Annotated in this window: 22 protein-coding genes; 10 read left to right on the forward strand and 12 right to left on the reverse strand. The window is 64.0% G+C overall.

The window, feature by feature from the left end; translation table 11 throughout:
- Genes ACSHT2_RS10050 through ACSHT2_RS10075 form a run of 6 tightly spaced genes read left to right on the forward strand, consistent with a single transcriptional unit; the run spans position 1 to position 6,688 of the window.
- A complete protein-coding gene (locus ACSHT2_RS10050; protein WP_440641423.1) occupies positions 1–849 on the forward strand; it encodes an ABC transporter ATP-binding protein in 849 nt (282 codons plus the stop codon).
- Positions 846–1,640, forward strand: coding sequence for an ABC transporter ATP-binding protein (locus ACSHT2_RS10055; RefSeq protein ID WP_440641424.1), 795 nt, complete (start codon positions 846–848; stop codon positions 1,638–1,640). Before ACSHT2_RS10050 ends, ACSHT2_RS10055 begins: the two co-directional genes overlap by 4 nt.
- On the forward strand, positions 1,640–3,571 hold the full coding sequence (locus ACSHT2_RS10060) for an AMP-dependent synthetase/ligase (protein ID WP_440641425.1): 1,932 nt from the start codon (positions 1,640–1,642) through the stop codon (positions 3,569–3,571). Before ACSHT2_RS10055 ends, ACSHT2_RS10060 begins: the two co-directional genes overlap by 1 nt.
- The gene (locus ACSHT2_RS10065) at positions 3,571–4,443 is read left to right on the forward strand and encodes a branched-chain amino acid ABC transporter permease (protein WP_440641426.1); all 873 of its coding nucleotides are present in this window, start codon (positions 3,571–3,573) and stop codon (positions 4,441–4,443) included. Before ACSHT2_RS10060 ends, ACSHT2_RS10065 begins: the two co-directional genes overlap by 1 nt.
- A gap of 4 nt (positions 4,444–4,447) precedes the next feature.
- A complete protein-coding gene (locus tag ACSHT2_RS10070; protein ID WP_440641427.1) occupies positions 4,448–5,494 on the forward strand; it encodes a branched-chain amino acid ABC transporter permease in 1,047 nt (348 codons plus the stop codon).
- Between the two features lie 36 nt (positions 5,495–5,530).
- Positions 5,531–6,688, forward strand: coding sequence for an ABC transporter substrate-binding protein (locus ACSHT2_RS10075; protein ID WP_440641428.1), 1,158 nt, complete (start codon positions 5,531–5,533; stop codon positions 6,686–6,688).
- A 49-nt stretch (positions 6,689–6,737) separates the two neighbouring features.
- On the opposite strand, the gene ACSHT2_RS10080 is transcribed toward ACSHT2_RS10075, so the two are convergent.
- The 7 genes from ACSHT2_RS10080 to ACSHT2_RS10110 form a co-directional block, all read right to left on the reverse strand.
- On the reverse strand, positions 6,738–7,931 hold the full coding sequence (locus tag ACSHT2_RS10080; RefSeq protein WP_440641429.1) for an acyl-CoA dehydrogenase family protein: 1,194 nt from the start codon (positions 7,929–7,931) through the stop codon (positions 6,738–6,740).
- On the reverse strand, positions 7,928–8,860 hold the full coding sequence (locus tag ACSHT2_RS10085) for an alpha/beta hydrolase (protein ID WP_440641430.1): 933 nt from the start codon (positions 8,858–8,860) through the stop codon (positions 7,928–7,930). The genes ACSHT2_RS10080 and ACSHT2_RS10085 overlap by 4 nt, the downstream gene beginning before the upstream one ends.
- Position 8,861: 1 nt before the next feature.
- Positions 8,862–9,614: an SDR family NAD(P)-dependent oxidoreductase gene (locus ACSHT2_RS10090; RefSeq protein ID WP_440642810.1), complete on the reverse strand. Its 753-nt coding sequence runs from the start codon at positions 9,612–9,614 to the stop codon at positions 8,862–8,864.
- A gap of 9 nt (positions 9,615–9,623) precedes the next feature.
- Positions 9,624–10,418 carry an enoyl-CoA hydratase/isomerase family protein gene (locus tag ACSHT2_RS10095; protein ID WP_440641431.1) on the reverse strand — a complete coding sequence of 265 codons (795 nt, stop codon included), beginning with the start codon at positions 10,416–10,418 and terminating at the stop codon, positions 9,624–9,626.
- Positions 10,419–10,430: 12 nt separating this feature from the next.
- On the reverse strand, positions 10,431–10,925 hold the full coding sequence (locus ACSHT2_RS10100) for an aromatic-ring-hydroxylating dioxygenase subunit beta (protein ID WP_440641432.1): 495 nt from the start codon (positions 10,923–10,925) through the stop codon (positions 10,431–10,433).
- Complete coding sequence (locus ACSHT2_RS10105) at positions 10,922–12,181, reverse strand: aromatic ring-hydroxylating oxygenase subunit alpha (protein ID WP_440641433.1); 1,260 nt, start codon at positions 12,179–12,181, stop codon at positions 10,922–10,924. The genes ACSHT2_RS10100 and ACSHT2_RS10105 overlap by 4 nt, the downstream gene beginning before the upstream one ends.
- A 396-nt stretch (positions 12,182–12,577) precedes the next feature.
- Complete coding sequence (locus ACSHT2_RS10110; protein ID WP_440641434.1) at positions 12,578–12,769, reverse strand: hypothetical protein; 192 nt, start codon at positions 12,767–12,769, stop codon at positions 12,578–12,580.
- Between ACSHT2_RS10110 and ACSHT2_RS10115 the strand changes: the two genes are divergently transcribed.
- The 4 genes from ACSHT2_RS10115 (at position 12,768) to ACSHT2_RS10130 (ending at position 15,171) form a co-directional block, all read left to right on the forward strand.
- Positions 12,768–13,598, forward strand: coding sequence for a sugar phosphate isomerase/epimerase family protein (locus ACSHT2_RS10115; protein ID WP_440641435.1), 831 nt, complete (start codon positions 12,768–12,770; stop codon positions 13,596–13,598). The genes ACSHT2_RS10110 and ACSHT2_RS10115 overlap by 2 nt on opposite strands.
- A complete protein-coding gene (locus ACSHT2_RS10120; RefSeq protein WP_440641436.1) occupies positions 13,595–14,302 on the forward strand; it encodes an SDR family oxidoreductase in 708 nt (235 codons plus the stop codon). Before ACSHT2_RS10115 ends, ACSHT2_RS10120 begins: the two co-directional genes overlap by 4 nt.
- Positions 14,303–14,607: 305 nt before the next feature.
- The gene (locus ACSHT2_RS10125) at positions 14,608–14,919 is read left to right on the forward strand and encodes a CBS domain-containing protein (RefSeq protein WP_440641437.1); all 312 of its coding nucleotides are present in this window, start codon (positions 14,608–14,610) and stop codon (positions 14,917–14,919) included.
- Between the two features lie 39 nt (positions 14,920–14,958).
- A complete protein-coding gene (locus ACSHT2_RS10130; RefSeq protein ID WP_440641438.1) occupies positions 14,959–15,171 on the forward strand; it encodes a hypothetical protein in 213 nt (70 codons plus the stop codon).
- A 40-nt stretch (positions 15,172–15,211) separates the two neighbouring features.
- Here the strand turns inward: ACSHT2_RS10130 and ACSHT2_RS10135 are convergent, their stop codons facing one another.
- The 5 genes from ACSHT2_RS10135 to ACSHT2_RS10155 form a co-directional block, all read right to left on the reverse strand.
- On the reverse strand, positions 15,212–15,907 hold the full coding sequence (locus ACSHT2_RS10135) for a VIT1/CCC1 transporter family protein (RefSeq protein WP_440641439.1): 696 nt from the start codon (positions 15,905–15,907) through the stop codon (positions 15,212–15,214).
- A gap of 307 nt (positions 15,908–16,214) precedes the next feature.
- Positions 16,215–16,739, reverse strand: coding sequence for a flavin reductase family protein (locus tag ACSHT2_RS10140; RefSeq protein ID WP_440641440.1), 525 nt, complete (start codon positions 16,737–16,739; stop codon positions 16,215–16,217).
- A 115-nt stretch (positions 16,740–16,854) separates the two neighbouring features.
- The gene (locus ACSHT2_RS10145) at positions 16,855–18,075 is read right to left on the reverse strand and encodes an acyl-CoA dehydrogenase family protein (protein ID WP_440641441.1); all 1,221 of its coding nucleotides are present in this window, start codon (positions 18,073–18,075) and stop codon (positions 16,855–16,857) included.
- 106 nt (positions 18,076–18,181) lie between these two features.
- Positions 18,182–18,940: an ABC transporter ATP-binding protein gene (locus ACSHT2_RS10150; protein ID WP_440641442.1), complete on the reverse strand. Its 759-nt coding sequence runs from the start codon at positions 18,938–18,940 to the stop codon at positions 18,182–18,184.
- Positions 18,937–20,688 (reverse strand): branched-chain amino acid ABC transporter ATP-binding protein/permease, encoded by a 1,752-nt coding sequence (locus tag ACSHT2_RS10155; RefSeq protein ID WP_440641443.1) that lies wholly within the window; start codon positions 20,686–20,688, stop codon positions 18,937–18,939. The genes ACSHT2_RS10150 and ACSHT2_RS10155 overlap by 4 nt, the downstream gene beginning before the upstream one ends.

Consider the following 20,688-nt stretch of genomic DNA (forward strand, 5'->3'; position numbering starts at 1 on the left):
ATGCCGGTCACAGTACAGGCGGACACGACGAGCTCGCAGGCGACGCCTGAGCGCGCAGCGCTGCTCGAATTCCGCAACATCCGGATCGTCTATGACAATGCCATCGAGGCGGTGCGCGACGTCTCGATCGCAGTGCCCGAAGGCGGCATCGTCGCCCTGCTCGGCTCCAACGGTGCCGGCAAGTCGACGCTGCTGAAGGGCATGTCCGGCATCCTCTACACCGAGGAAGGCGTGATCGAGAACGGCGTGATCCGCTTCCGCAACGAGGACGTCCACCACCTCAGGCCGGATGAGCTGGTTCGCCGCGGCATCGTCCAGGCGCCGGAGGGGCGGCGCATCTTCCCGGCCCTGACGATCGACGAGAACCTGCTGATGGGTGGCTATACCAGGACGACAGCCGAAGCGCGCGAGCGGCGCGACAAGGTGTTTGCCCTCTTCCCACGGCTTTTCGAGCGCCGCGACCAGATCGCAGGCTACATGTCCGGCGGCGAACAGCAGATGCTGGCAATCGGCCGCGCGCTGATGACCGATCCGGTCCTGCTCGCGCTGGATGAGCCCTCGCTTGGGCTCGCGCCGCTGATCATCGATCGCATCTACGAGGTCATCGTACGCCTGCGGGACGAGCTGAAGATGACCGTTCTCCTGGTCGAGCAGAACGCGCAGCGCGCTCTCGAGATCGCCGACTACGGCTACATCCTGGAGACCGGGCGCGTCGTGCTCGACGGCATCGCGAAGAAGCTCGTCTCGAACGAGGACGTGCAGGAATTCTATCTTGGCGTCTCTGCCTCCGGCCGCAAGAGCCTGCGCGACGTCAAGCACTACAAGCGGCGCAAGCGGTGGCTGTCATGACGGCGTTGCTCACGGTCGAAAACTTGAGCAAGCGATTCGGGGGCTTGCATGCGCTCGCCGACATCAGCCTCACCGTGGTGCCCGGCGAAATCTGCAGCGTTATCGGCCCGAACGGCGCCGGCAAGACCACCCTGTTCAACATGATCTCCGGCGTGCTGCGGCCGAGCGGCGGCCGCATGGTGTTCGACAACATCGATCTTGTCACCCTTTCGCCGTGCCGCTTTCCCGCCGTCGGCATCGGGCGCACGTTCCAGAACCTGGCGCTGTTCAAGCACGGAACCGTGGTGGAGAATATCCTGACCGGCCGCCACACCCATCTGCGCACAAACGTGCTCGACGCCGTCATCTTCTTCGGCCGCACCCGGAAGGAAGAGATCGAGGCCCGCCGCCGCGTCGAGCACATCATCGAATTTCTCGAGATCGAGCACATCCGCGATGCCATCGTCGGCACCCTCTCCTATGGGCAGCAGAAGCGCGTCGAGCTCGCCCGCGCACTGGCCTGCGAGCCGAAACTTCTCCTGCTCGACGAAATGGTATCAGGCATGAACCAGGAAGAGACCGAGGACATTGCGCGCTTCGTGCTGGATATCCGGGACGAGCTCGGCATCACGGTGCTGATGATCGAGCATGACATGCGAATCGTGATGGACATTTCGGACCGCGTCCATGTGCTCAATTTCGGGCGCAAGATCGCGGAGGGAATGCCGGCCGAGATCCGCGACAACCCCGCGGTGAAAGAGGCCTATCTTGGCGGCCATCGCGCTGAACGAGGGCTGAAGGTGGGCGCCTGATGTCAACCATCGACACGCTGCGAACCGTTCATTCTGCCGCGCCGGCCGATGCCGTGCCTGCCGTACGCACCGAGGCGAACACATTGCAGTCGGCGCTCAAGGACGCCACGATCACAATTCCGCAGCTACTCCAGCGGTGTGCTGCCATGCATGGCGACGCGATCGCGCTACGGGAGAAGGACTACGGGATCTGGAATCCGTACTCCTGGAACCACTATTACCGCACGGCTCGCGCGGTCGCGCTCGGCCTGCTCTCGCTCGGCATTAAGCCCGGCGACCGCGTCGCAATCGCAAGCGAAAATACGCCAGAATGGTTCTACGCCGACCTCGGCGCCCAGATGATCGGCGCCGTCGCCGTCGGCATTTACCCGACCAATCCCTGGGTCGAACTACAATACATCGTCAAGCACTCGGGCTCCCGCGTCGTCGTGACCGGCGACCAGGAGCAGACCGACAAGGTCATGGACGCCATGGCCAACAATGGCGGACTGCCTGACGTCGAGGCGATCGTCTGCGTCGACATCAAGGGTATGCGGCACTATCGCCGGTCAAACCTGATGTCGTTCGAATCGCTGTGCGAGCTCGGCGACGCCTATGTCCGCAAGACCCCCGAGGCCGATGCGACGCTGGATCGGCTGATCGCGCAAGCCTCGCCCGACGACGTCTGCATCATGGTCTACACCTCCGGCACCACCGGCCCGCCCAAGGGCGCGATGCTCACGCACCGCAACCTGGTCTACGCCGCCTTTGCGTATGCGGAAAGCGTCGGGATCGCCGACAGGCCGTTCGAGGCCGTGAGCTACCTGCCGCTGTGCCACGTGGCGGAACGCTGCTACGGCGAGGTCACTCATCTCGTACTCGGCGGCGTGGTCAGCTTCGCCGAATCGATCGACACCGTCGCGATCAATATCCGCGAGATTGCGCCAACCTTCTTCGTCGGCGTTCCGCGCATCTATGAGAAGCTTCAACAGGGTTTTCTGTTCAGGCTTGGCGAGAGCGGGAAGCTCAGGCAGAGATTGACCAGGGCTTGTCTTGCCTTGGGCCGCAAGCTGTCGGATCGCCGGGAAGCCGGCAAGGCAGGCTGGCGCGACCGCCTCGCCTACGCCGCGCTCTATCTCTTGATGTTCCGCAATATCCAACGCCACCTCGGCTTCGCGTACAGCCGCCACCGGCTGTGCGCCGGCGCCTCGATCTCACCGGAAACCCTGCGCTTCTTTGACATCATCGGCCGACCCGTCTCGCAGGGCTACGGCCTCACCGAGTCCGGCGGCGTCGCCTTTGTCCAGACCGGGAGCCATCACCGGATCGGCGGCTGCGGCGTGCCGATGGCGCAGACCGAGTGGAAGCTCGATGCCGATGGCGAAATCCTGCTGCGCAACCCGGGTGTCTTCAAGGGCTACTTCCTGGACGAGAAGGCCTCCACCGCTTCCCTCGAACCGGGGGGATGGCTGCGCACCGGCGATATCATCGAGCTTCTCGACAACGGCGAGATCGCGGTGGTCGACCGCAAGAAGGCGATCATCATCACTGCCGGCGGCAAAAACATCGCGCCGTCCGAGATCGAGAACGCACTGAAGGACTCCGAATACATCAAGGAGGCCATCGTGGTCGGCGAGGCCAAGAAGTATCTCGGCGCCATTATCCAGGTCGACTACGACAATGTCGGCCGCTGGGCGCGCGACCACGCCCTCCCCTACACCAACTACAAGTCGCTGTCGCAGCTACCCGAGGTCAACGAACTGGTCGAGCGCATCGTGAACGAGACCAACAAGCGCTTCGCCCGGGTCGAGAACATCAGGCGCTTCGCGATCCTGGAGAAGGAGCTCGACCATGACGACGGAGAGCTCACGGCCACGCAGAAGGTCCGCCGGGCCATGATCGAGAGGAAGTTCTCGCGCGAACTCGCCATCATCTACAAGCCGGAGGCCTGATGCAGTATTTCGTGCAGCTCCTGATTTCCGGGCTGGCGATCGGCGCCATCTACAGCCTGATCGCGATGGGCTTCGCGGTGATCTACAAGTCTACCGGCCTCGTCAATTTCGCCCAGGGCGAGATGACCATGATCGTGGCCTATATCGCCTGGACGGTGTCGACCACGATCAGCGGCAACGTCGTCATCGTCTCGCTGGCGGCAATCCTGTCCGCTATCGTTCTCGGCCTCGTGATCGAACGCGTGGTGATGCGCCCGATGCTGGGGGAGCCGATCTTCGCAACCGTGATGGTGACGATCGGGCTCGCCGTGATCCTGCGCTCCTCGATCAACTTCATCTGGGATGCCTATCCGCACGGCCTCGACATCGGCATGGGGCGCGACATCGTGCGCGTCGCGGGCATCGGGGTCCGCACCGGTCAGATCGCGGTGATCATCACACTGCTGCTTTTGCTTGCGGCGATCTGGGCGTTCTTCCGCTACAGCAAGATCGGCGTTGCCATGCGCGCGGTCGCGGCCGATGATCGCACCGCGCTCTTGATGGGCATCAGCGCCACCAGGATCCACGCGCTGGCCTGGGCAGCATCCTCTGCCATCGCCGGCATCGGCGGCGTGTTCTTCGCCCTGTCCTACGATTTGTCGCCGGCCATGTTCCAGCTCGGGCTGAAGGCCTTTCCGGCAACCATCCTCGGCGGCCTGGATGCGGTGCTCGGCTCCGGCGTCGGCGGACTTCTGATCGGTCTCACCGAGAATTTCGCAGGCGGCTATATCGGCTCCGGCATGAAGGAGGTCGCGGGCTTCGCCATGATCATCGTGGTGCTGATGATCCGGCCCTTCGGCATCTTCGGCGAACGCGACATCGAGAGGGTTTAGCGCCATGCGCACGGGCGATTACAAGCAAAGCTATGGCGAGCTCGTCGCGCTGATCGATTCACCGCCGGTCTGGCTGTGGTCGACGGTTCTGGTGCTCGCGTTGATCGTCGTACCCTACGCCCTGAACGCCTACGCCCTGTCGTTCCTGACCATCATCCTGATCACATCGGTCGGCGCGCTCGGCCTCAATATCCTGACGGGCTATACCGGCCTGATCTCGCTTGGCCATGTCGGCTTCCTCGTCACCGGCGCCTATGCATATGCGATCCTGGTCTCCAAGTACCATCTGCCACCGCTGGTGGGCTTCCTCGGCGCCGGCATCGTGCCGGCGCTGGCGAGCCTCATCGTCGGCGCGCCGTCCTTGCGGCTGAAAGGCCTTTACCTCGCGGTCACCACCCTCGCGTTCTCCTTCATCATCAACACCGTGATCCTCGAGGCGCGCTGGCTCACCAACGGCGCCCGCGGCATCGCAGTGTTACGGCCGGAGATCTTTGGCATCAGCTTCGACAGCGACGTCGCCTTCACGCAGCTTTGCCTCGTATTTGCCATGCTGACCCTGTTCGCGACCCTCAACATCCGCCGCAGCCGCGTGGGTCGCGCTTTTGTCGCGATCCGCGACAACGACATCGCCGCACGGGCGATGGGAATCAACCTGCACGCCTACAAGCTGTTTGCCTTCGTCACGTCAGCCTTCATCACAGGTCTCGCGGGCGCGCTCTACGGCATCTATCTCTCCTTCGTCAGTGTCGAGGGCTTTCCTTTCCTGCTGTCGATCGAGGCGCTGGCGATCCTGATCGTCGGCGGACTGGGCTCGGCGCTGGGCGCTGTGCTCGGCACAGTCCTGATCGTGCTGCTGCCGGAGGCGACCCGGCTCGCTTTCAGCCTGATGAGTACGCAGATGGACGCAATGTTCACGACCGGCGCGCAGGAGCTCAAGAGCATGCTCTACGGCCTCGTCATCATCCTGTTCCTGCGCTTCCAGCCGCGCGGCCTGGTCGGCGCCTGGCACGACCTCAGGCGAGCCTGGGTCCACTGGCCGCTTCGCTACTGACAAACAGAACAATCAAGACCAAGGGAGGAAAAGGCAATGAGGAATCACCTGGCGACCGCTTCAATGCTGCTCGCAAGCGCACTGCTCTCGGGCACGGCATTGGCCGCCGATCCCGGCGTCACCGACACTGAGATCGTGATCGGCGACGTTGAACCGCTGACCGGGCCGCCAGCCCTGCTCGGAGTCGCCGCCTCGATCGGCCACAAGATCGCGATCGCGGAGGCCAACGCCGCTGGCGGCATCAATGGCCGCAAGATCAAATATGTGCTGGAAGACGACGGCTATGTCACCGCTCGCACCATCCAGGGCGTCAAGAAGGTGATCGAGGTTGACAAGGTCTTCGCCCTGCTTGGCATCTCCGGCTCCGGCCAGTCGATCGCGGTGATGCCCGTGCTGGAGAAGGCCGGCATCCCGACCGTCATCGATGTCGCGCCTGTCAAGCTGCTCTGGGAGCCCGCCCGCAAAAACGTCTTCGTCGTCGGCCAGTCCTATGAGGAAGGCATCATCCATCTGGTGAACTTCCTGGCCGACAAGAACCCGGGCAAAAAGTGGGGGTTGATCACGCAGGACGACGACTACGGCATCACCGTGCGCGATGGCTTCGATTCCGTGGTCAAGAGCAAGAAGCTGAAGGTTGTCTACAGCGGCAACTACAAGAAGGGCCAGCAGGACTTCTCGTCGGACATGCTGCAGCTCAAGGATTCCGGCGCGGAGGTGTTTCTCGCCGGCGGAATCATCGCCGAGAACATCGCGATGATGAAGGAACTGGAGAAGCTCAACATCAAGCCGGTGACCGGTATCTTCTGGCCCGGCCGCATCGAACCCGTGTTGAAGCTGATGGGTCCGGCCGGTAATGGCATCTATGCCGTCGACTATGTCGAACCGTTTGCCAGCGAGGCCGGCAAGACCTTCCTGGAGAAAGCCAAGCCGCTGGTCACCGAGGCCGAGTCCAAAGGCATCAACCGCTATACCATGACCGGCTATGCGGCGGCGAAGGTGCTGCTCGCGGCCATCGGGCGCTGCGGCAAGGATCTGACCTGGGCTTGCACCATCTCCGAGCTGGAAAAGACCAAGGACGTCGAAACCGGCGTGATGGCCCCGATCAGCTTCGGTCCCGGCGTGCGATTCTCGAACCAGAAGCTACAGATCATGCAGTCCGACGCGGCGACGCTGAGCTTCAAGCCGGTGAAGTGAGGCCGGACGGAAGCCGGTCAGCCTCCGGATCGAGCGGCTGGGTCGCCTCTCACATCCGCTTTGCGACCTCTTCCAGCATGACCTCGGTGGCGCCGCCGCCGATGGTGAGCACCCGCGCGTCGCGCGCCATCCGCTCGATCGGCGTGCCACGCATGAAGCCGGTGCCGCCATGGAGCTGCAGGCAACCGTGCACCACCTCGTGCAGCACCTCCGGCGACAGCGCCTTCACCATCGAGACCTCCCGGAGGCAAGGCTGCCTGGCCTCGGCGAGCTCGGCGGCGTGATAGGCGAGCTGGCGCGCGGCGGCGGCCTTGGCCGCGAGTTGCGCGAGCTTCAACCGCACTGCCTGCTGGTTCCAGAGCGGGCCGCCGAACGCCAAGCGTGTCTTCACATAGTTTGTCGTCAGCTCGATTGCCTTCGCGGACTCACCGGCACAGATGCCGCCAATGCAGATGCGTTCGTTCTGGAACGTCTCCATGATGCCGTAAAAGCCCTTGTTTTGTTCGCCAAGCAGGTTCTCGGCGGGCACGCGGACGTCCTGGAAGGCGATTTCGGCAGTGTCCGAGCAGAGCCAGCCATGCTTGTCGAGTTTGGTCGCCGAGATGCCCGGCGTATTGCGCTCGACGATAAACAGCGAGATCCCGCGACTGCCTTTTGCCTCCGGATCGGTGCGCGCGGCAACGATCAGGATGTCGCCATAGACCGCGTTGGTGATGAACATTTTCGAACCGTTGATCACCCAGGAGTCGCCGTCGCGCCTCGCTCTGGTCTTCAGCCCCGCGACGTCGGAGCCGGCGTCGGGCTCGGTCACCGCAATGGAGCAGATGGTTTCGCCGCGGATGATGGCCGGCAGATATTTTCGCTTCTGTTCGGGCGTGCCGCGCAGCGTGATGTGGACCGCCGACATATCGGAATGCACCAGTGTCGACGACGTAAAGCCGCCGAAGGTCGAGCGTCCCAGCTCTTCCGCGAACACCATGGAGGACAGCGGCCCCATATCGGTCCCGCCGTATTCGGTCTCATGCCGCATGCCGAGGAAGCCGAGCGCGCCCATCTGGTGGAAAACTTCGCGCGGAATCTTGCCGGCGCGTTCCCATTGTTCGCCGCTGGGGATCACCTCCTTCTCGACGAAGCGCCGGACCTGGCTACGCAGCAGCCGAATCTCCTCGGATAGGCCGGGCGGATCGGAGAAGCAAAATTCGGCATCGGTGAAGTTGCACGGATCGGCAGGCATGACATTCATTTGGCGGGCTCCCCGGCCTCGATGTGAAGTTCCTTGCGGAGAAAATCCGCGATCGCGGCAATCGCTTCTTGCGTTTGCGGAATGTCGGGAAACATCTGGAATACGTGGATCATGCCTTCGAAGATCTCGAGCCTGACGTCGATGCCTGCGCCCTTCGCCTTGTCGGCAAACATCACCGCGTCATCCCTCACGATCTCCCGATCTCCCGCCTGGATCAAAAGCGGCGGCAAGCCCGTGAGATCGGCGTAGAGTGGCGACGCCAGCGGATGGCATGGATCGCCCTCCTCGCCCAGATAGCTCTTAGCAAGCGCCAGGATCATCTTGCGCTGGTGAATCGGGTCGGCTTCCGCCCGGCTCTCGTAGCTCGCGCCTGTTGCGGCGAGATCGGTCCAGGGGGACATCAAGACGCCCGCCGCCGGCAGTGGCTGGCCCCGATCGCGCGCGGCCAGCATGGTCGCGAGCACGAGATTGCCGCCTGCGGAGTCGCCGGCCAGTGCGATCTGCTTCGGCTTCAGGCCCTGATACAGCAGGAAACCAAAGGCCTGCAGCGCATCGTCAAGCGCCGCCGGAAAACGATGTTCCGGTGCCAGACGATAGTCGATCGCGAGCACGCGGCAGCCGCTGGCCTCGGCCATCCGCGCAATCAAGTCACGATGCGAGGCCATGGAGCCCATGCGAAACCCGCCGCCATGGAGATACAGGATTGCTCGATCCCTTGGCGCACGAGCAGGCACGATCCATTCGCCATCGACGCCGCGCGCGGCGATCTGCTGGCGAGCGACCCGCGCCGTATAGCCGGCAAAGGCCGCGTCCCAATCGCGGCGCATCTGTGTGAGCGACGTGTCGCGGGTCCAGCTTCCGTAAATCGAGCGGATCCGCGCGATGGCGCGGTCGACCGGCGTCTCAGCAAGATTGTCCTTGTCCGCCATGTCAGCCGCCCAGCCCCATGCCGCCCGAGACACCGAGGGTCTCGCCGGTGATATAGGCCGCCTGGTCGGAAGCCAGGAACAGCGCCGCGGACGCGATTTCCTCGGGCTCACCGAGCCGCCGCAACAGAGTCGCCTCCGTCATCGCGCGCAGCAGCTTGTCTCCAACCTTTGCGATCGCCTGTTCGAGCATCGGCGTGCGGACGGGTCCGGGCGCGATGGAATTTGCAGTGATAGAGAAGCGGGCATTCTCGCGGGCAAGGCTCTTAGTGAACGCAATGACACCGCCTTTGGCGGCCGAATAGACCGCACCACCCTTCGAGCCAAGCCGCGCGGCCTCCGAGGTAATGTTGATGATGCGACCAAAGCCCTTGGCCTGCATCTCCGGCAGTACCGCCTTGGTGCAAACCAGCACGCCGACAAGATTGACGCCCAGCAGCCTCGCCCAATCATCTTCCGCCGTCTCGGTAAAGAAGGCGTGCTGGTCGATCCCGGCATTGTTGACGAGGATGTCGAAGGGCCCGTGCTGCGCAATGACCGCTCGCACTGCCGTGGCATCGCTGACGTCAAGCCTGGCGGCCGCCACACCGGTAGCTCTCGCCAGTGAGGACGCCGCGGCCATGTCGAGATCAGCGATCACGACGCTCGCACCGGCCCCGGCAAACTCGCGTGCGATCGCCGCACCAATCCCCTGAGCGCCGCCGGTAATGAAGGCGCGCCGGCCGTCGAGCCGCCCGAATGGAAGCTGGCCCGGCATCGCCACGCGTCAGCGCCCCGTGAACTTCGGCTTGCGTCGTTCGATCACCGCCGCAAGGCCCTCCCGGGCGTCGGCCATGCCGGACAATTCGGCCACCGTGCGCGCCTCCTCCGACAGGCATTGCTCGATCGAGGTTCCGGTACCGGCCCAGACGAGGCGCTTGGTGGCGGCGAGCGCCTTCGGTGCGCCGGCCGCCAACTCCCTGGCGAGCGTCAGCGAGGCATCGGCAAGCTCGTTGTCGGGCACGACCTTGTTGACGATGCCGAGGTAGAGCGCCTCAGCCGCCGGGATCACCGGATTGGTGAGCAAGATCGACATCGCGCGGCGGAGACCGACCAGCCGCGACAGTGTGACCGAGACGCCGGCGTCCGGCGCCATCGCCACCCGAGTAGCGCCCGCAAGGAACTGGGCCGACTCCGCAGCGATCACGATGTCCGACGCGCAGACCAGACCAAAACCTCCACCGCCCGCGGCAAAGCCTTGCACCGAGGCAATGACCGGCGCTTCGAGACGCAGCAGCCCGGTCACCGCGTTCTGCAGGTATGCGGTGGCCTGGCGGATATACTCCGGCAGGTTCTCGCCCTTGGAAGCGAAGGCTCGGACGTCTCCGCCGGCGCAGAAATTCGTCCCCTCACCCGACAGCAGCACCGCGCGTACATCCGGATGGCCATGGCAGACCATGATGGCGTCGCACAACGCGGAAAGCAGCTCGACACTCATACCATTTGCGGCGTCAGGGCGGTTGAGCCGCAGCCGCGCGATGCCGTCAGCGATGTCAAGTAACACTGGTCCCTTGTCGATCATGGCGCGAAATTCCTAAACCAGGAACGACAAGGTGTAGATCGCCTTGCTGTTGTTGACCAGTGTGACCTTCTTATAGGCCATCCGCAATTCGCCATCGATATAGCGCAGCCTGTAATCGTTGCGGGCCGCCCACAGCGTGTCGTCGCGCAGGCTCGACTCGTAGATCAGACTGTTGCTGGCGACGGCAATGTCGGCGCCCGGCTGCTCGTCGGCCAGTTCGATATTGGAGACAAGCCGCCGCAGGTTCGACTGCGGCGTTTGCGTGAAGTGCTTGCCGCTCATCAGCTGCTTGACGCGCAGCGCAATCCGAGAACGGTTGTCGTAAATGATCGACATCTCCCTCTCCGGATCGATGTCGGCGCCGTTGGCCGGCACCCAATAAATGCCGTCGTCTGTCCAAAGCTTTTCCCAAGCCTCATACTGATGTTCGTCCTGGAAACGCGCTTCCCGGTAGATGAAGGCGGTAACGGCCGACACCGTGGCGCTGCTTTCGCGTAAGAGCATCATGCTGGCTCCATCAGCCTGCGATAGTGGCTCCAGATCCCGCGCGAGGGCACCTCGTCGGTGACATGGCCCACGATGAAGCCGAGTTCGTCGCGACGCTCGCGCTTCTCACCGCGCCCGAGATAGACCCATTCCGGATTTCGGGCCAGCACGCCGCGATGGCAGCGCTCATACATTTCGGAGTCGTCCGCAAGCAGGAATCCGGCCGGCCCGACCGAGCCCATGGTCTGCTGGCGCAGGCGCCGGTTCAGGTCAGGCGCACCCTTGAATTGTAGCGCAGTGACATGCTGCACGCTGTCGTCGACCGCGAGCGGCTGAATCACGAACATCTGGATTTCCGCGATGAAGAGGTTCGGGAAGATCATCACATGCGGCGTGCCGTCGATCATGATCTCACGTGCGGTCTTGTCGCCGTAGGCCGCCTTCATCCGCGCCGCGTAGTCCGGCAAGCGCTCCTCCGAGGTGCCGAACCAGCTCATCGGCTGGTCGCGCTTGCGGAATTCCGGGCGCAGGTCGATTTCGGTATGGCCGTTGCCGTAGTCCCGCGTCAGCGCGGTCGAGGTACCGCCGTAAAGCTTGCCGATCAGGCTATCCGCGACCCCGAAGATCGAGGTGTGGACGAAGGCTGGATGATATCCGTCGCATTCGTTCTCCAGGATGAACTTCCAGTTCGCCTTCACGCGGTGCTTGAGGAAACCCGCCGTGATCTCGACCTCACCTTCCGGAGAGGTGCGTACCAACCGGTCGATCGTCTCGGCGGCCCCGCCGAGATGCTCTTTCAGCGTTGGGCCTTCGGCCGCGAAAGAGCCGAATACGAATCCACGATAGGACTCCACGCGCGTAACGCGCCCGAGTGAAAGGGTCGAACGATCCTGGCCCTCATAGCCGTCGGGAAACGCGTAGCCGGCCAGACGCCCGTCGTTGGCGAAGGTCCAGGCATGGAATGGACAGGTAAAGGAGCGCGCATTGCCCTTGTCGAAGGAGCAGACCTGGTTGCCGCGATGCGAACAGCGGTTGAGAAGAAGATTGACCTTCCCCTGCTCGTCTCGGGTCATGATGACCGATTGGGGACCGATCGACTTGACGACGTAGTCGTTCGCGTTCGGCACCTCGCTCTCGTGGCCGACATAGACCCAAGTGCGATACCAGATGTTCTGGAGCTCGGCCTCGAAGATCCCCGGATCGCTGTAGAGCGACCCGTGCACCCGGTCCGCTCGTATCAACTCATCCCACTGCGACGCGCGCAACGCGACGTTCATCGCACAATCTCCCAATCTAAGTTCCCTTGCAGCTTCATACTGCTGGGGCTCTAATAATAATCCGACCGGCCGTTCTAATAATACCACAGGCCGGCGTGCCTGCAAGTCTTTCTTAGGCTGATTGGGGTTCTGGAGCGCGGCGGCTGAGCCAATATCGGACGGCAGATAGACGAGGGTCAGTGCCGGCTATGAGGTGGGCGCGCCCAAAGCCGTAGATGAAGGGTCGCAATGGCAAGCGTAGCAAGTAGCGACGGAATTTCCGCATAAGCGATCAGCATACCCATGATGAGACTCATTCCGAGCGCGAAGAGCAGGCCGATGCACGCCGGGCGTCTCGATATCCGAACGACAGAAGCCTTGCTGACCGAGTAAAATGTGGCTCCGACGCCGGAGCAGTCAAATGCCGCAGCGGACGCGATATTGACGATCCGCCCCGTTGCCGGCTTGGGCGACCGGTTTGTTCCTTGTGCGCACCGTGGGCATCGAAGCCGGAAAGGGCGGGCCGGACTGGCTGACCGGCGACATGCGCTCGATCTTGGCGCTGCCGACCGCCATCTCGCCGCTGGCCTGAATCGAGGCGATCGCCATGAGCCACATCTATTCGCTCGCCTATCTCACCTCGGTACCGCTGGCGCCGCCGGAAGCAGCGGCCCTGGCAAACAAGCTCGGCTACCAGGCGATCGGGGTTCGCATCGCGCCCGCGGCGCCCGGCGGCGATTTCTCGCCGCTCGCGACCGACGCCGCGATGCTGCGCAAGACCATCCGCCGGATCGACGGCACCGGCGTGCCGGTATTCGATATCGAGATCGCGCGGTTGGGTGTGGATTTCAATGCGGACCACTTCGCTGCCTTCCTCGAAACCGCGGACAGGTTGAAGGCGCGTGCCATCCTCGTTGCCGGCAACGATCCGGATGAGGGTCGCCTGACGGAGTCGTTCGCGACATTCTGCCGTGCCGCCGCGCCCTACGGCCTCACCGCGGATCTCGAATTCATGCCGTGGACCGCGGTGAAGAACGCCAAGGCCGCCCTTCGCATCGTGACCAATGCCGGCGAGCCGAACGGACGAGTGCTGGTGGACGCGTTGCACGCCGCGCGCTCGGCCACCACGCTCGACGATATCGCAAGCCTGCCCCGGGAATTGCTGAGCTACGCCCAGCTCTGTGACGCGCCCGCACAGATTCCCGCCACTAACGACGAGCTGATCCACACGGCGCGGTGTGCCCGGCTTCTCCCGGGCGACGGCGGCATCGACCTCGCCGGGCTCGTCGGCGCCTTGCCGGACGACCTTCCGCTGAGCCTCGAGATTCCGAACGATGAGTGGCTACCCAAGCTCGGCGCCGAGGAATGGGGACGTCGCGCGCTGGCGGCAGCCCACGAGGTTGTCGCACGCGCCGCAGACAGAGGAGCAACGAAATGAGCGGTCTCGATCTCTCCGGGCGCATCGCCGTCATTTCCGGCGGCTGCGGCGGCATCGGCCAGGCCGTTCGCGAGCGGCTTGCCTCCGTGGGCGCGAAAGTGGTCGTCTGGGACGTCGCAGATGGTGCCGACACGCGGGTCGATCTCACCGATGAGGCCGCCGTCAATGACGCGATGGCGCGCCTCCTCGCGCGGTTCGGCCGCATCGACATCCTCGTCAATGCCGCGGGCATCACGGGCCCAACGGTCAACATCGAACAGTACAGCCTCGCAGACTGGCGGCGCGTGCTCGATGTGAACCTCACCAGCACGTTCCTCTGCTGTAAGGCGGCCGTCGTACCGATGCGACGGCAGAACGCCGGACGCATCGTCAACCTGGCCTCCATTGCCGGCAAGGAAGGTAATGCTGGCATGACCCGCTATTCAGCGGCGAAAGCCGGCGTGATCGCGCTGACGAAATCCCTCGGCAAGGAGCTCGCCGGCACCGAAATCCGCGTCAACGCCATCGCGCCCGCCGTGATCGCCACCGATCTCGTCAAGCAGATGTCAGATGAAGCCTACCGGGCCGTGCTGGCCAAGATCCCGCTCGGCCGTGCCGGCCGTCCGGAAGAGGTCGCAGCGCTGGTCGTCTGGCTTGCCTCCGACGAATGCTCCTTTTCGACTGGCGCGGTGTTCGACCTGTCGGGCGGACGGGCAACTTACTGAGTATGACTATAGCGGTAGCACCGTGCGCGCGATGGAGTCGGGCCGGCCGCTGCTCCAACGTGGCTTGTCGGAATGACACTCCCGCGATCAGTTGTCAGCGTAAGAGAGTGGTGGGCGCACCAGGGCTCGAACCTGGGACCCGCTGATTAAGAGACGGCGACCGGTAGAGAACAATCAATGACTTACTGGTCGCAGCACTGGGCTTATCCGACCGAAAATGGGTACTCGTCGCACGATCATGGTCGTTGCACTGCCCGATATCTAAACACGCACTACTCCGACTTTACGGGGGCAACTGCGACTACATGGCCATCGTGGTTGCGGTCGGACCAAGCGCAACCGTCCGCCAAGTCGCGCAGATCCTGCTGGAACGGCGGATCAGCGCGGTGCCGGTCGTCGATGCCGACAACAAGGTGCTCGGCATCGTAAGCGAAGGCGATCTGCTGCACAGGGCCGAGAGCGGGACCGAACGCTCCCCCTCCTGGTGGTTGTGCCTGTTAACCGGCTTTGCGTCATCGCTCGCCGAACGCACGACCATTCGCGTTGCCGCCGAGGCGATACCCGGCGCTGTGGCCGTGAATGATCACCTGCTGGAAACTCGAGCCTTCGTCTATTAACCTGCATCCCGGCATGTCACCATAACGAACGAGGTATCCATGGCCCACTTCACGGTCCGCTTCCTCAAGAACGTTATCGGCGACCAGGGAAAATCCTGCGAAATCTGTCAGTGCATCGTCGATGTCGATGCACGTGATGCAGCCGAGGCGACCTTACTGGCTCAACAGCAATTCTGCGAGTTTCGGGAGATTGGAGACTGGTCGCGGCACGCCGATCGCATCGACGTGCAGCCGGCCGATTTCCCCTCGTGACGCAGCGGCGCGCTGTGACAAAGGCTCCGCAAAGGAGCGCTTACACAACCTTGCCAACAACTGCGCCAATTCCGGCCGTCAGTGCCATCGCACAGGCGCCCCAGAATGCCACTCGTATGGTTGGCTTCAACAGGCCGGCGCCTCCTGCCTTGGCACCGATCGCGCCAAGCAGTGACAGAAAGAGCAACGAACCTGCAGCGACGGACGGAATCAACACGTTGGACGGCGAAACCAGGACAAGCGCAAGCGGTGCTACCGCTCCGACGGAGAAGGTCGCGGCCGATGCCAATGCCGCCTGCACCGGACGAGCGGTGCTGATTTCCGAAATGCCCAGCTCATCCCGGGCGTGCGCACCCAGGGCGTCCTTTGCCATCAATTGCTTCGAAACCTCACGGGCGAGATCGGGCTCGACGCCTCGCGCGACATAAATCTGAGCAAGCTCTTCCCTCTCGGACACCGGATCGCCCGCCAGCTCGCGCTTCTCGCGCGCGAGGTCGGCATGCTCCGTATCCGACTGCGAACTGACGGAAACATATTCGCCGGCTGCCATGGACATCGCGCCGGCAACCAGCCCGGCAACCCCGGTCAAGAGAACATCGCTTCGGGAGACGGCAGCTGACGCTACTCCTAGGATAAGACTGGCGGTTGATATGATCCCATCATTGGCGCCGAGCACCGCCGCTCTCAACCAGCCGATGCGCGCAACGAGGTGGGTCTCTTTGTGGAGGCGGCTCATCTGTCCAATACTCCCTCGACCGCCCTTACCTGCCCTGCGGAGGCGGTTGAAGAGCTTGCTAACGATATACAGCCGACGTGATGCTGCTTTCGCACTTCGTGACACGGTCACGGCTCAGGTGCATCATGATCGATTGCTCGATCTCAAGTCTCCGGAACTTGGCGCCTGCCGTAATGATCTAAATCAACGGGAAGCTGGACAACGGCGGTTCTGGGCGCCCCCGCCGGTGCGGTAAATTTTTCGACAGCCTGTCCTCCAGAGGACCGACCCGGCTTCGACAATGATTCCTTGGCGCATGAAGCCGGAGTCAAACTACAGGAAGCAGTCCGCAGAAATTGCGATCATAATGCACCAAAGGATCCTTGTCGCTCTCGAGCCGGGCGGCCTTAACCTCGCAGAACAGCACCGAATGCTGACCGACTGCTTTCTCCTCCACGATTTGACAGTCCAGCACCGCGAGGGCGCCCGTCAGTGCCGGCACGCCACTCGCCATCTCGACCCATTCGGCGCGTTCGAACCGCTCCGCGCCCCTGATGGTCGAGGACGAGAACAGCTCCGCGAGCTCGACCTGGTCGGAGCCCAGCAGGTTCACGCTGACTCGCCGGGTCGAACGCATCGTCTCATAGGCTCCGGCGTCGCGGTTGACGCAGGCGATCAGCGTCGGCGGATCGAGCGTCAGCGAGCACACGGCCGTCATGGTCAAGCCGTGACGCTCGCCGTCCCTCGCACTGGCCAGGATGCAGACGCCGCCTGCCAGACGGCGCATGCTCTGCTTGAATACCGCAGGGGAGATCGGCGTCTCCCCGATCGTAGCGGCTTGCTCTATCGTCATATCGCGCTGCCTCGATGTCGTTGGTACAGGTTCGCATGCGTGGTGACGCCGGCCGGACGAGCAGGACGAGCCCGTGCCGCCTTCTACCCGGACCGGACGTCAGGTTGGCACAGCCTCAGGCGAGCGGTGCCGCGCGCGGGTTTTCACCGATGTCGCCCAGAAGCGCGATCTGTCCGCGCAGTCCGGACACGGTGTCGAAGTCGATCACCGCGTGATGGCAGGCCGTGTTGATGTCGCGATAGGCGCGATAGACGTCGCTGCCCTCGTAGACGCCGTGCGCACCGGAGGCGGCGAACAGTCTGTCGATGGCGCGACGGCTGAGCTCGACCACATAGGCCGCATCCCAGCGGAACTGGACGCGTTCGGCCGCGGGCATGAGACCCGCGTCGGCGGCGATCGCCTGGTCGAAGCGTTCGCACATGTTGTCCAGCAGCCGTCGCGCGGCGGCCACTTCGGCGCTGGCTTCGGCCACCCGCTGCTGCATGTTGGCGTTCTGCGCCTTCGACACGCCGTGCGCGGTCGTACGGACCGAGGTCCGCTCGATGAAATGCTTGAGGCCGCGCTCGGCCATGCCGAGCACCGAGCCCGACAGCATCGAGGACAGTCCGGCATAGACCGGCAGCCGATAGAGCGGGCTGTCGGTATGCGGGCTCATGCCCATGAAGGTGGGGAAGGTCGGCATTGCCCGATGCTCGGGCACGAACACCTCCCGCGCAACGAGATCCTTGGAGCCGGTACCGCGCATGCCGAGCGTGTGCCAGGTATCGTCGATCTCGATGTCCGCGGCGGGCACCATGACGTGGTAGTTGAGATAGCCGTCGGCTTCCGGATTTTTGACCTTCGCGCCCAGGATGAACCAGGGCGAATGATCGCAGCCGCTGCCGAACTGCCAGCGCCCGCTGAGGCGCCATCCGCCGCCGACACGTTCGATCGTCCCCTGCGGCGCCAGCGCGCCGGCAAGCAGATTGTCGGGGTCACCCTCATAGACCTCCTTCTGGCACTCCTCCGAGAACCGCCCGATGATGTAGTCGTGGGCGACGCAGACCATCAGCACCCAGCTCGCCGCCGAGCAGCTATGCGCAAGCTCCGCGCAGGTCCAGATGTGCGCGCTCGGGGACAGTTCGAAGCCGCCGAACACCTTGGGAGTCAGGGCCCGGGCCAGGCCGGATTGGCGCAGCGCCGCCGCTGCATCGTCGTCGAGCCGGCGCAGCCGCTCGCTGTTCGCGGCGGTGGCGTCGAGGCGCGGCAGGATGGCGCGCGCCGCGCTTTTGTAGTCGAATGCGGCCGTAGGCGATCCGGTCCAGTATTCACCCTTCGATACGTTGATGTGGTTCATCGCTTGCTCCTTGATGTCCGTGGTGACGGGATTTTGCGGGACGCGCGGCGGTGGCCCGCCGATGCGCGGCCGCACGCGGGATTGAGTGGATAGCTGCGCGGCGGCATCACGCGGTCGCTCCGGGCGGGAGCGGCGTCTTGCTTCCGCCGGTTCCGAGATAGGTGGCGACGACGTTCGCATCGGCTTGCAGCTCGGCGGCGGGTCCCTCCAGGACCACGCGGCCACCTTCGATCACATAGCCGTAGTCGGCGATCTGCAGCGCCGCCCTGGCGTTCTGCTCGACGATGAGAAGCGAGACCCCACGCTCCCGCAACGACACGACGACGCGAAGGATCTCGCGCACGATGCGCGGCGCCAGACCGAGAGAAGGTTCGTCCAGCATCAGCAAGGTCGGACGGGCCATCAGCGCCCGCCCGATCGCGAGCATCTGCCGCTCGCCGCCCGACAGCGTACCGGCGCGTTGCGCCTTGCGCTCGCGCAGGCGAGGAAACAGGTCATAGACGCCTTCGATGTCGGCTTCGAAATTCCGTTCGCCCCTGCGGAAACGGGCGTAGGTGCCGAGGATCAGATTGTCCAGCACCGACATTTCGGTGAAAAGCTCGCGGCTTTCCGGCACGAGACACATGCCCCGTGCGACGCGATCCTCGACCGCCAGCCGGGCAATGTCGGCGCCCGCAAGCAACAGCCCGCCGGAGCAGGGAACGAGTCCCATGAGCGCGTTCAACAGACTGCTCTTGCCCGCGCCGTTCGGGCCGATGACGGTGACGATCTGCCCGCGCGCGACCCGTAGCGCGACGCCCGCGACAGCCTCTATCTTTCCATAGGCGACGTGAATGTCGCGTGCCTCCAGCAGGGTGTCGTTCATTCGATCCCTCCCAGATAGGCTTCGATCACCTTGGGATCGTTCTGGATCTCGCGCGGCGATCCCGACGCGATCTGCTGGCCGTAGTCCAGCACGACGAGCCGGTCGACGAGGTTCATCACGAAGTCCATGTCGTGCTCGACGATCAGGACGGAGATGCCGTCGGCCCGCAGCGCCCGCAGCACGTCGGCGAGGGCCTGCTTCTCCTGGAAGCGCAGACCGGCCGCCGGTTCGTCCAGGAGGAGGATGAGCGGATCGGCAGCCATCGCGCGCGCAATTTCGAGCACCCTCTGCTTGCCGAGCGGCAGATTGCCGGCGTCGACCGCGGCATCGGCAGCGAGGCCGGTCGTGCCGAGCTGGTGCTGCGCCTCGCGCAGCAGCAGCTGCTCCTGGCCACGATCGAGGCGGACCATCGAGGCCACGGCGCCGGCACCCGCCCGATGATGAGCGCCCACCGCAACGTTCTCGAGCACGCTCATGTCGGCCTGGATAATGACATGCTGAAACGTTCGCGCGATGCCGCGCTCGGCCAGCCGGTGAGGAGGCAGGGTGTCGATGCGCTCACCTCGGAACCAGATTTCTCCGCTGGTCGGCGCCAGCACGCCCGTGATCACGTTGAACAGCGTGCTCTTGCCGGCGCCGTTGGGACCGATCAGGCCGACAATCTCGCCGGGATGGACCTCGAAGCTCACGTCATTGACGGCGACGAGTCCACCGAACTGCTTCCTGGCTCGCTTCACCGAGAGAAGGGCATCGCCGGCGGCGACCCGCGGCCCCCGCGGCAGGCGTTCGCCGCCCGGCAAAACCTTGGTGCTGGTCCGGGCCGGCAGATATCGCTTCACCAGGCTCATGACGCCGCCGCCCGAGCCCTGCAGCAGCACGACCATCAGCAGCCCGAAAACGCTCAGCTCGAAATGGCTGGAGCCGCCGACCAGAATCGGCAGCGTCTCTCGCAGCCAGTTGCGCAGGAATTCGACGAGCGCAGGTCCGACCAGCGCGCCGGACAGGTGAGATGAGCCGCCAACCACGACCATGAACATGTAGTCGATCGAGGCATTGGCATTGAAGGGGCCCGGATTCACCACGCCGAGATAGTGCGCGATCAGCCAGCCAGAGACTCCCGCGAACATCGCGGCGATGACGAAGGCCTTGGTCTTCAGCTTCGAGATGTCGATGCCGAAGCTCCTCGCCATGGTGGCGTGCCGGACGACGCGCAGGGCCCGCCCGGTGCGGCTGTCGAGCAGATTGCCCGTCATCACTATGACGATCGCGACGATCGTCCACACCACCCAATAGACGGACCTCGTGTCGGCGAACGATACCCCGAACAAGGTCAATGCCGGGATTCCAGAAAGGCCGTTATAGCCTCCCAGAAACTCGACATTGCCGAACAGGTAATAAAGCGCGATGGCCCAGGCGAGGGTGCCGAGGACCAGATAGTGGCCCGAGAGTCTGATCGTCAGCCAGCTCAACCCGAGCGCCGAGGCTCCCGTCACCAGCAGTGCGGCCGGAAGCGTTTCCCAGGCCGACCATCCGAGCCTGGCGCTGAGCAGGGCGGCGGTATAGGCGCCGGTGCCGACGAAGGCGGCCTGCCCGAACGAGGCCAGTCCCACCACGCCGGCCAGCAGCACCAGTCCGATGCAGACGATGGCGTTGAGGCCGACATAGTTCAACGGCGTCAGATAGGACGTCGGAAAGGCGATCGGAGCGATGCCGAGCAGTGCGACCACTGCAAGCGAGAGCCAGCGCAT

It is taken from the genome of Bradyrhizobium sp. PUT101, assembly GCF_052043945.1.
Taxonomy (GTDB): domain Bacteria; phylum Pseudomonadota; class Alphaproteobacteria; order Rhizobiales; family Xanthobacteraceae; genus Bradyrhizobium.

What these genes read in the sequence shown, in the direction of transcription:
- ACSHT2_RS10050 (WP_440641423.1), top strand. Translation starts at nt 1, where the DNA reads ATGCCGGTCACAGTACAGGCGGACACGACGAGCTCGCAGGCGACGCCT.
- ACSHT2_RS10055 (WP_440641424.1), top strand. Translation starts at nt 846, where the DNA reads ATGACGGCGTTGCTCACGGTCGAAAACTTGAGCAAGCGATTCGGGGGC.
- ACSHT2_RS10060 (WP_440641425.1), top strand. Translation starts at nt 1,640, where the DNA reads ATGTCAACCATCGACACGCTGCGAACCGTTCATTCTGCCGCGCCGGCC.
- ACSHT2_RS10065 (WP_440641426.1), top strand. Translation starts at nt 3,571, where the DNA reads ATGCAGTATTTCGTGCAGCTCCTGATTTCCGGGCTGGCGATCGGCGCC.
- ACSHT2_RS10070 (WP_440641427.1), top strand. Translation starts at nt 4,448, where the DNA reads ATGCGCACGGGCGATTACAAGCAAAGCTATGGCGAGCTCGTCGCGCTG.
- ACSHT2_RS10075 (WP_440641428.1), top strand. Translation starts at nt 5,531, where the DNA reads ATGAGGAATCACCTGGCGACCGCTTCAATGCTGCTCGCAAGCGCACTG.
- ACSHT2_RS10080 (WP_440641429.1), bottom strand. Translation starts at nt 7,931, where the DNA reads ATGAATGTCATGCCTGCCGATCCGTGCAACTTCACCGATGCCGAATTT.
- ACSHT2_RS10085 (WP_440641430.1), bottom strand. Translation starts at nt 8,860, where the DNA reads ATGGCGGACAAGGACAATCTTGCTGAGACGCCGGTCGACCGCGCCATC.
- ACSHT2_RS10090 (WP_440642810.1), bottom strand. Translation starts at nt 9,614, where the DNA reads ATGCCGGGCCAGCTTCCATTCGGGCGGCTCGACGGCCGGCGCGCCTTC.
- ACSHT2_RS10095 (WP_440641431.1), bottom strand. Translation starts at nt 10,418, where the DNA reads ATGATCGACAAGGGACCAGTGTTACTTGACATCGCTGACGGCATCGCG.
- ACSHT2_RS10100 (WP_440641432.1), bottom strand. Translation starts at nt 10,925, where the DNA reads ATGATGCTCTTACGCGAAAGCAGCGCCACGGTGTCGGCCGTTACCGCC.
- ACSHT2_RS10105 (WP_440641433.1), bottom strand. Translation starts at nt 12,181, where the DNA reads ATGAACGTCGCGTTGCGCGCGTCGCAGTGGGATGAGTTGATACGAGCG.
- ACSHT2_RS10115 (WP_440641435.1), top strand. Translation starts at nt 12,768, where the DNA reads ATGAGCCACATCTATTCGCTCGCCTATCTCACCTCGGTACCGCTGGCG.
- ACSHT2_RS10110 (WP_440641434.1), bottom strand. Translation starts at nt 12,769, where the DNA reads ATGGCGATCGCCTCGATTCAGGCCAGCGGCGAGATGGCGGTCGGCAGC.
- ACSHT2_RS10120 (WP_440641436.1), top strand. Translation starts at nt 13,595, where the DNA reads ATGAGCGGTCTCGATCTCTCCGGGCGCATCGCCGTCATTTCCGGCGGC.
- ACSHT2_RS10125 (WP_440641437.1), top strand. Translation starts at nt 14,608, where the DNA reads ATGGCCATCGTGGTTGCGGTCGGACCAAGCGCAACCGTCCGCCAAGTC.
- ACSHT2_RS10130 (WP_440641438.1), top strand. Translation starts at nt 14,959, where the DNA reads ATGGCCCACTTCACGGTCCGCTTCCTCAAGAACGTTATCGGCGACCAG.
- ACSHT2_RS10135 (WP_440641439.1), bottom strand. Translation starts at nt 15,907, where the DNA reads ATGAGCCGCCTCCACAAAGAGACCCACCTCGTTGCGCGCATCGGCTGG.
- ACSHT2_RS10140 (WP_440641440.1), bottom strand. Translation starts at nt 16,739, where the DNA reads ATGACGATAGAGCAAGCCGCTACGATCGGGGAGACGCCGATCTCCCCT.
- ACSHT2_RS10145 (WP_440641441.1), bottom strand. Translation starts at nt 18,075, where the DNA reads ATGAACCACATCAACGTATCGAAGGGTGAATACTGGACCGGATCGCCT.
- ACSHT2_RS10150 (WP_440641442.1), bottom strand. Translation starts at nt 18,940, where the DNA reads ATGAACGACACCCTGCTGGAGGCACGCGACATTCACGTCGCCTATGGA.
- ACSHT2_RS10155 (WP_440641443.1), bottom strand. Translation starts at nt 20,688, where the DNA reads ATGCGCTGGCTCTCGCTTGCAGTGGTCGCACTGCTCGGCATCGCTCCG.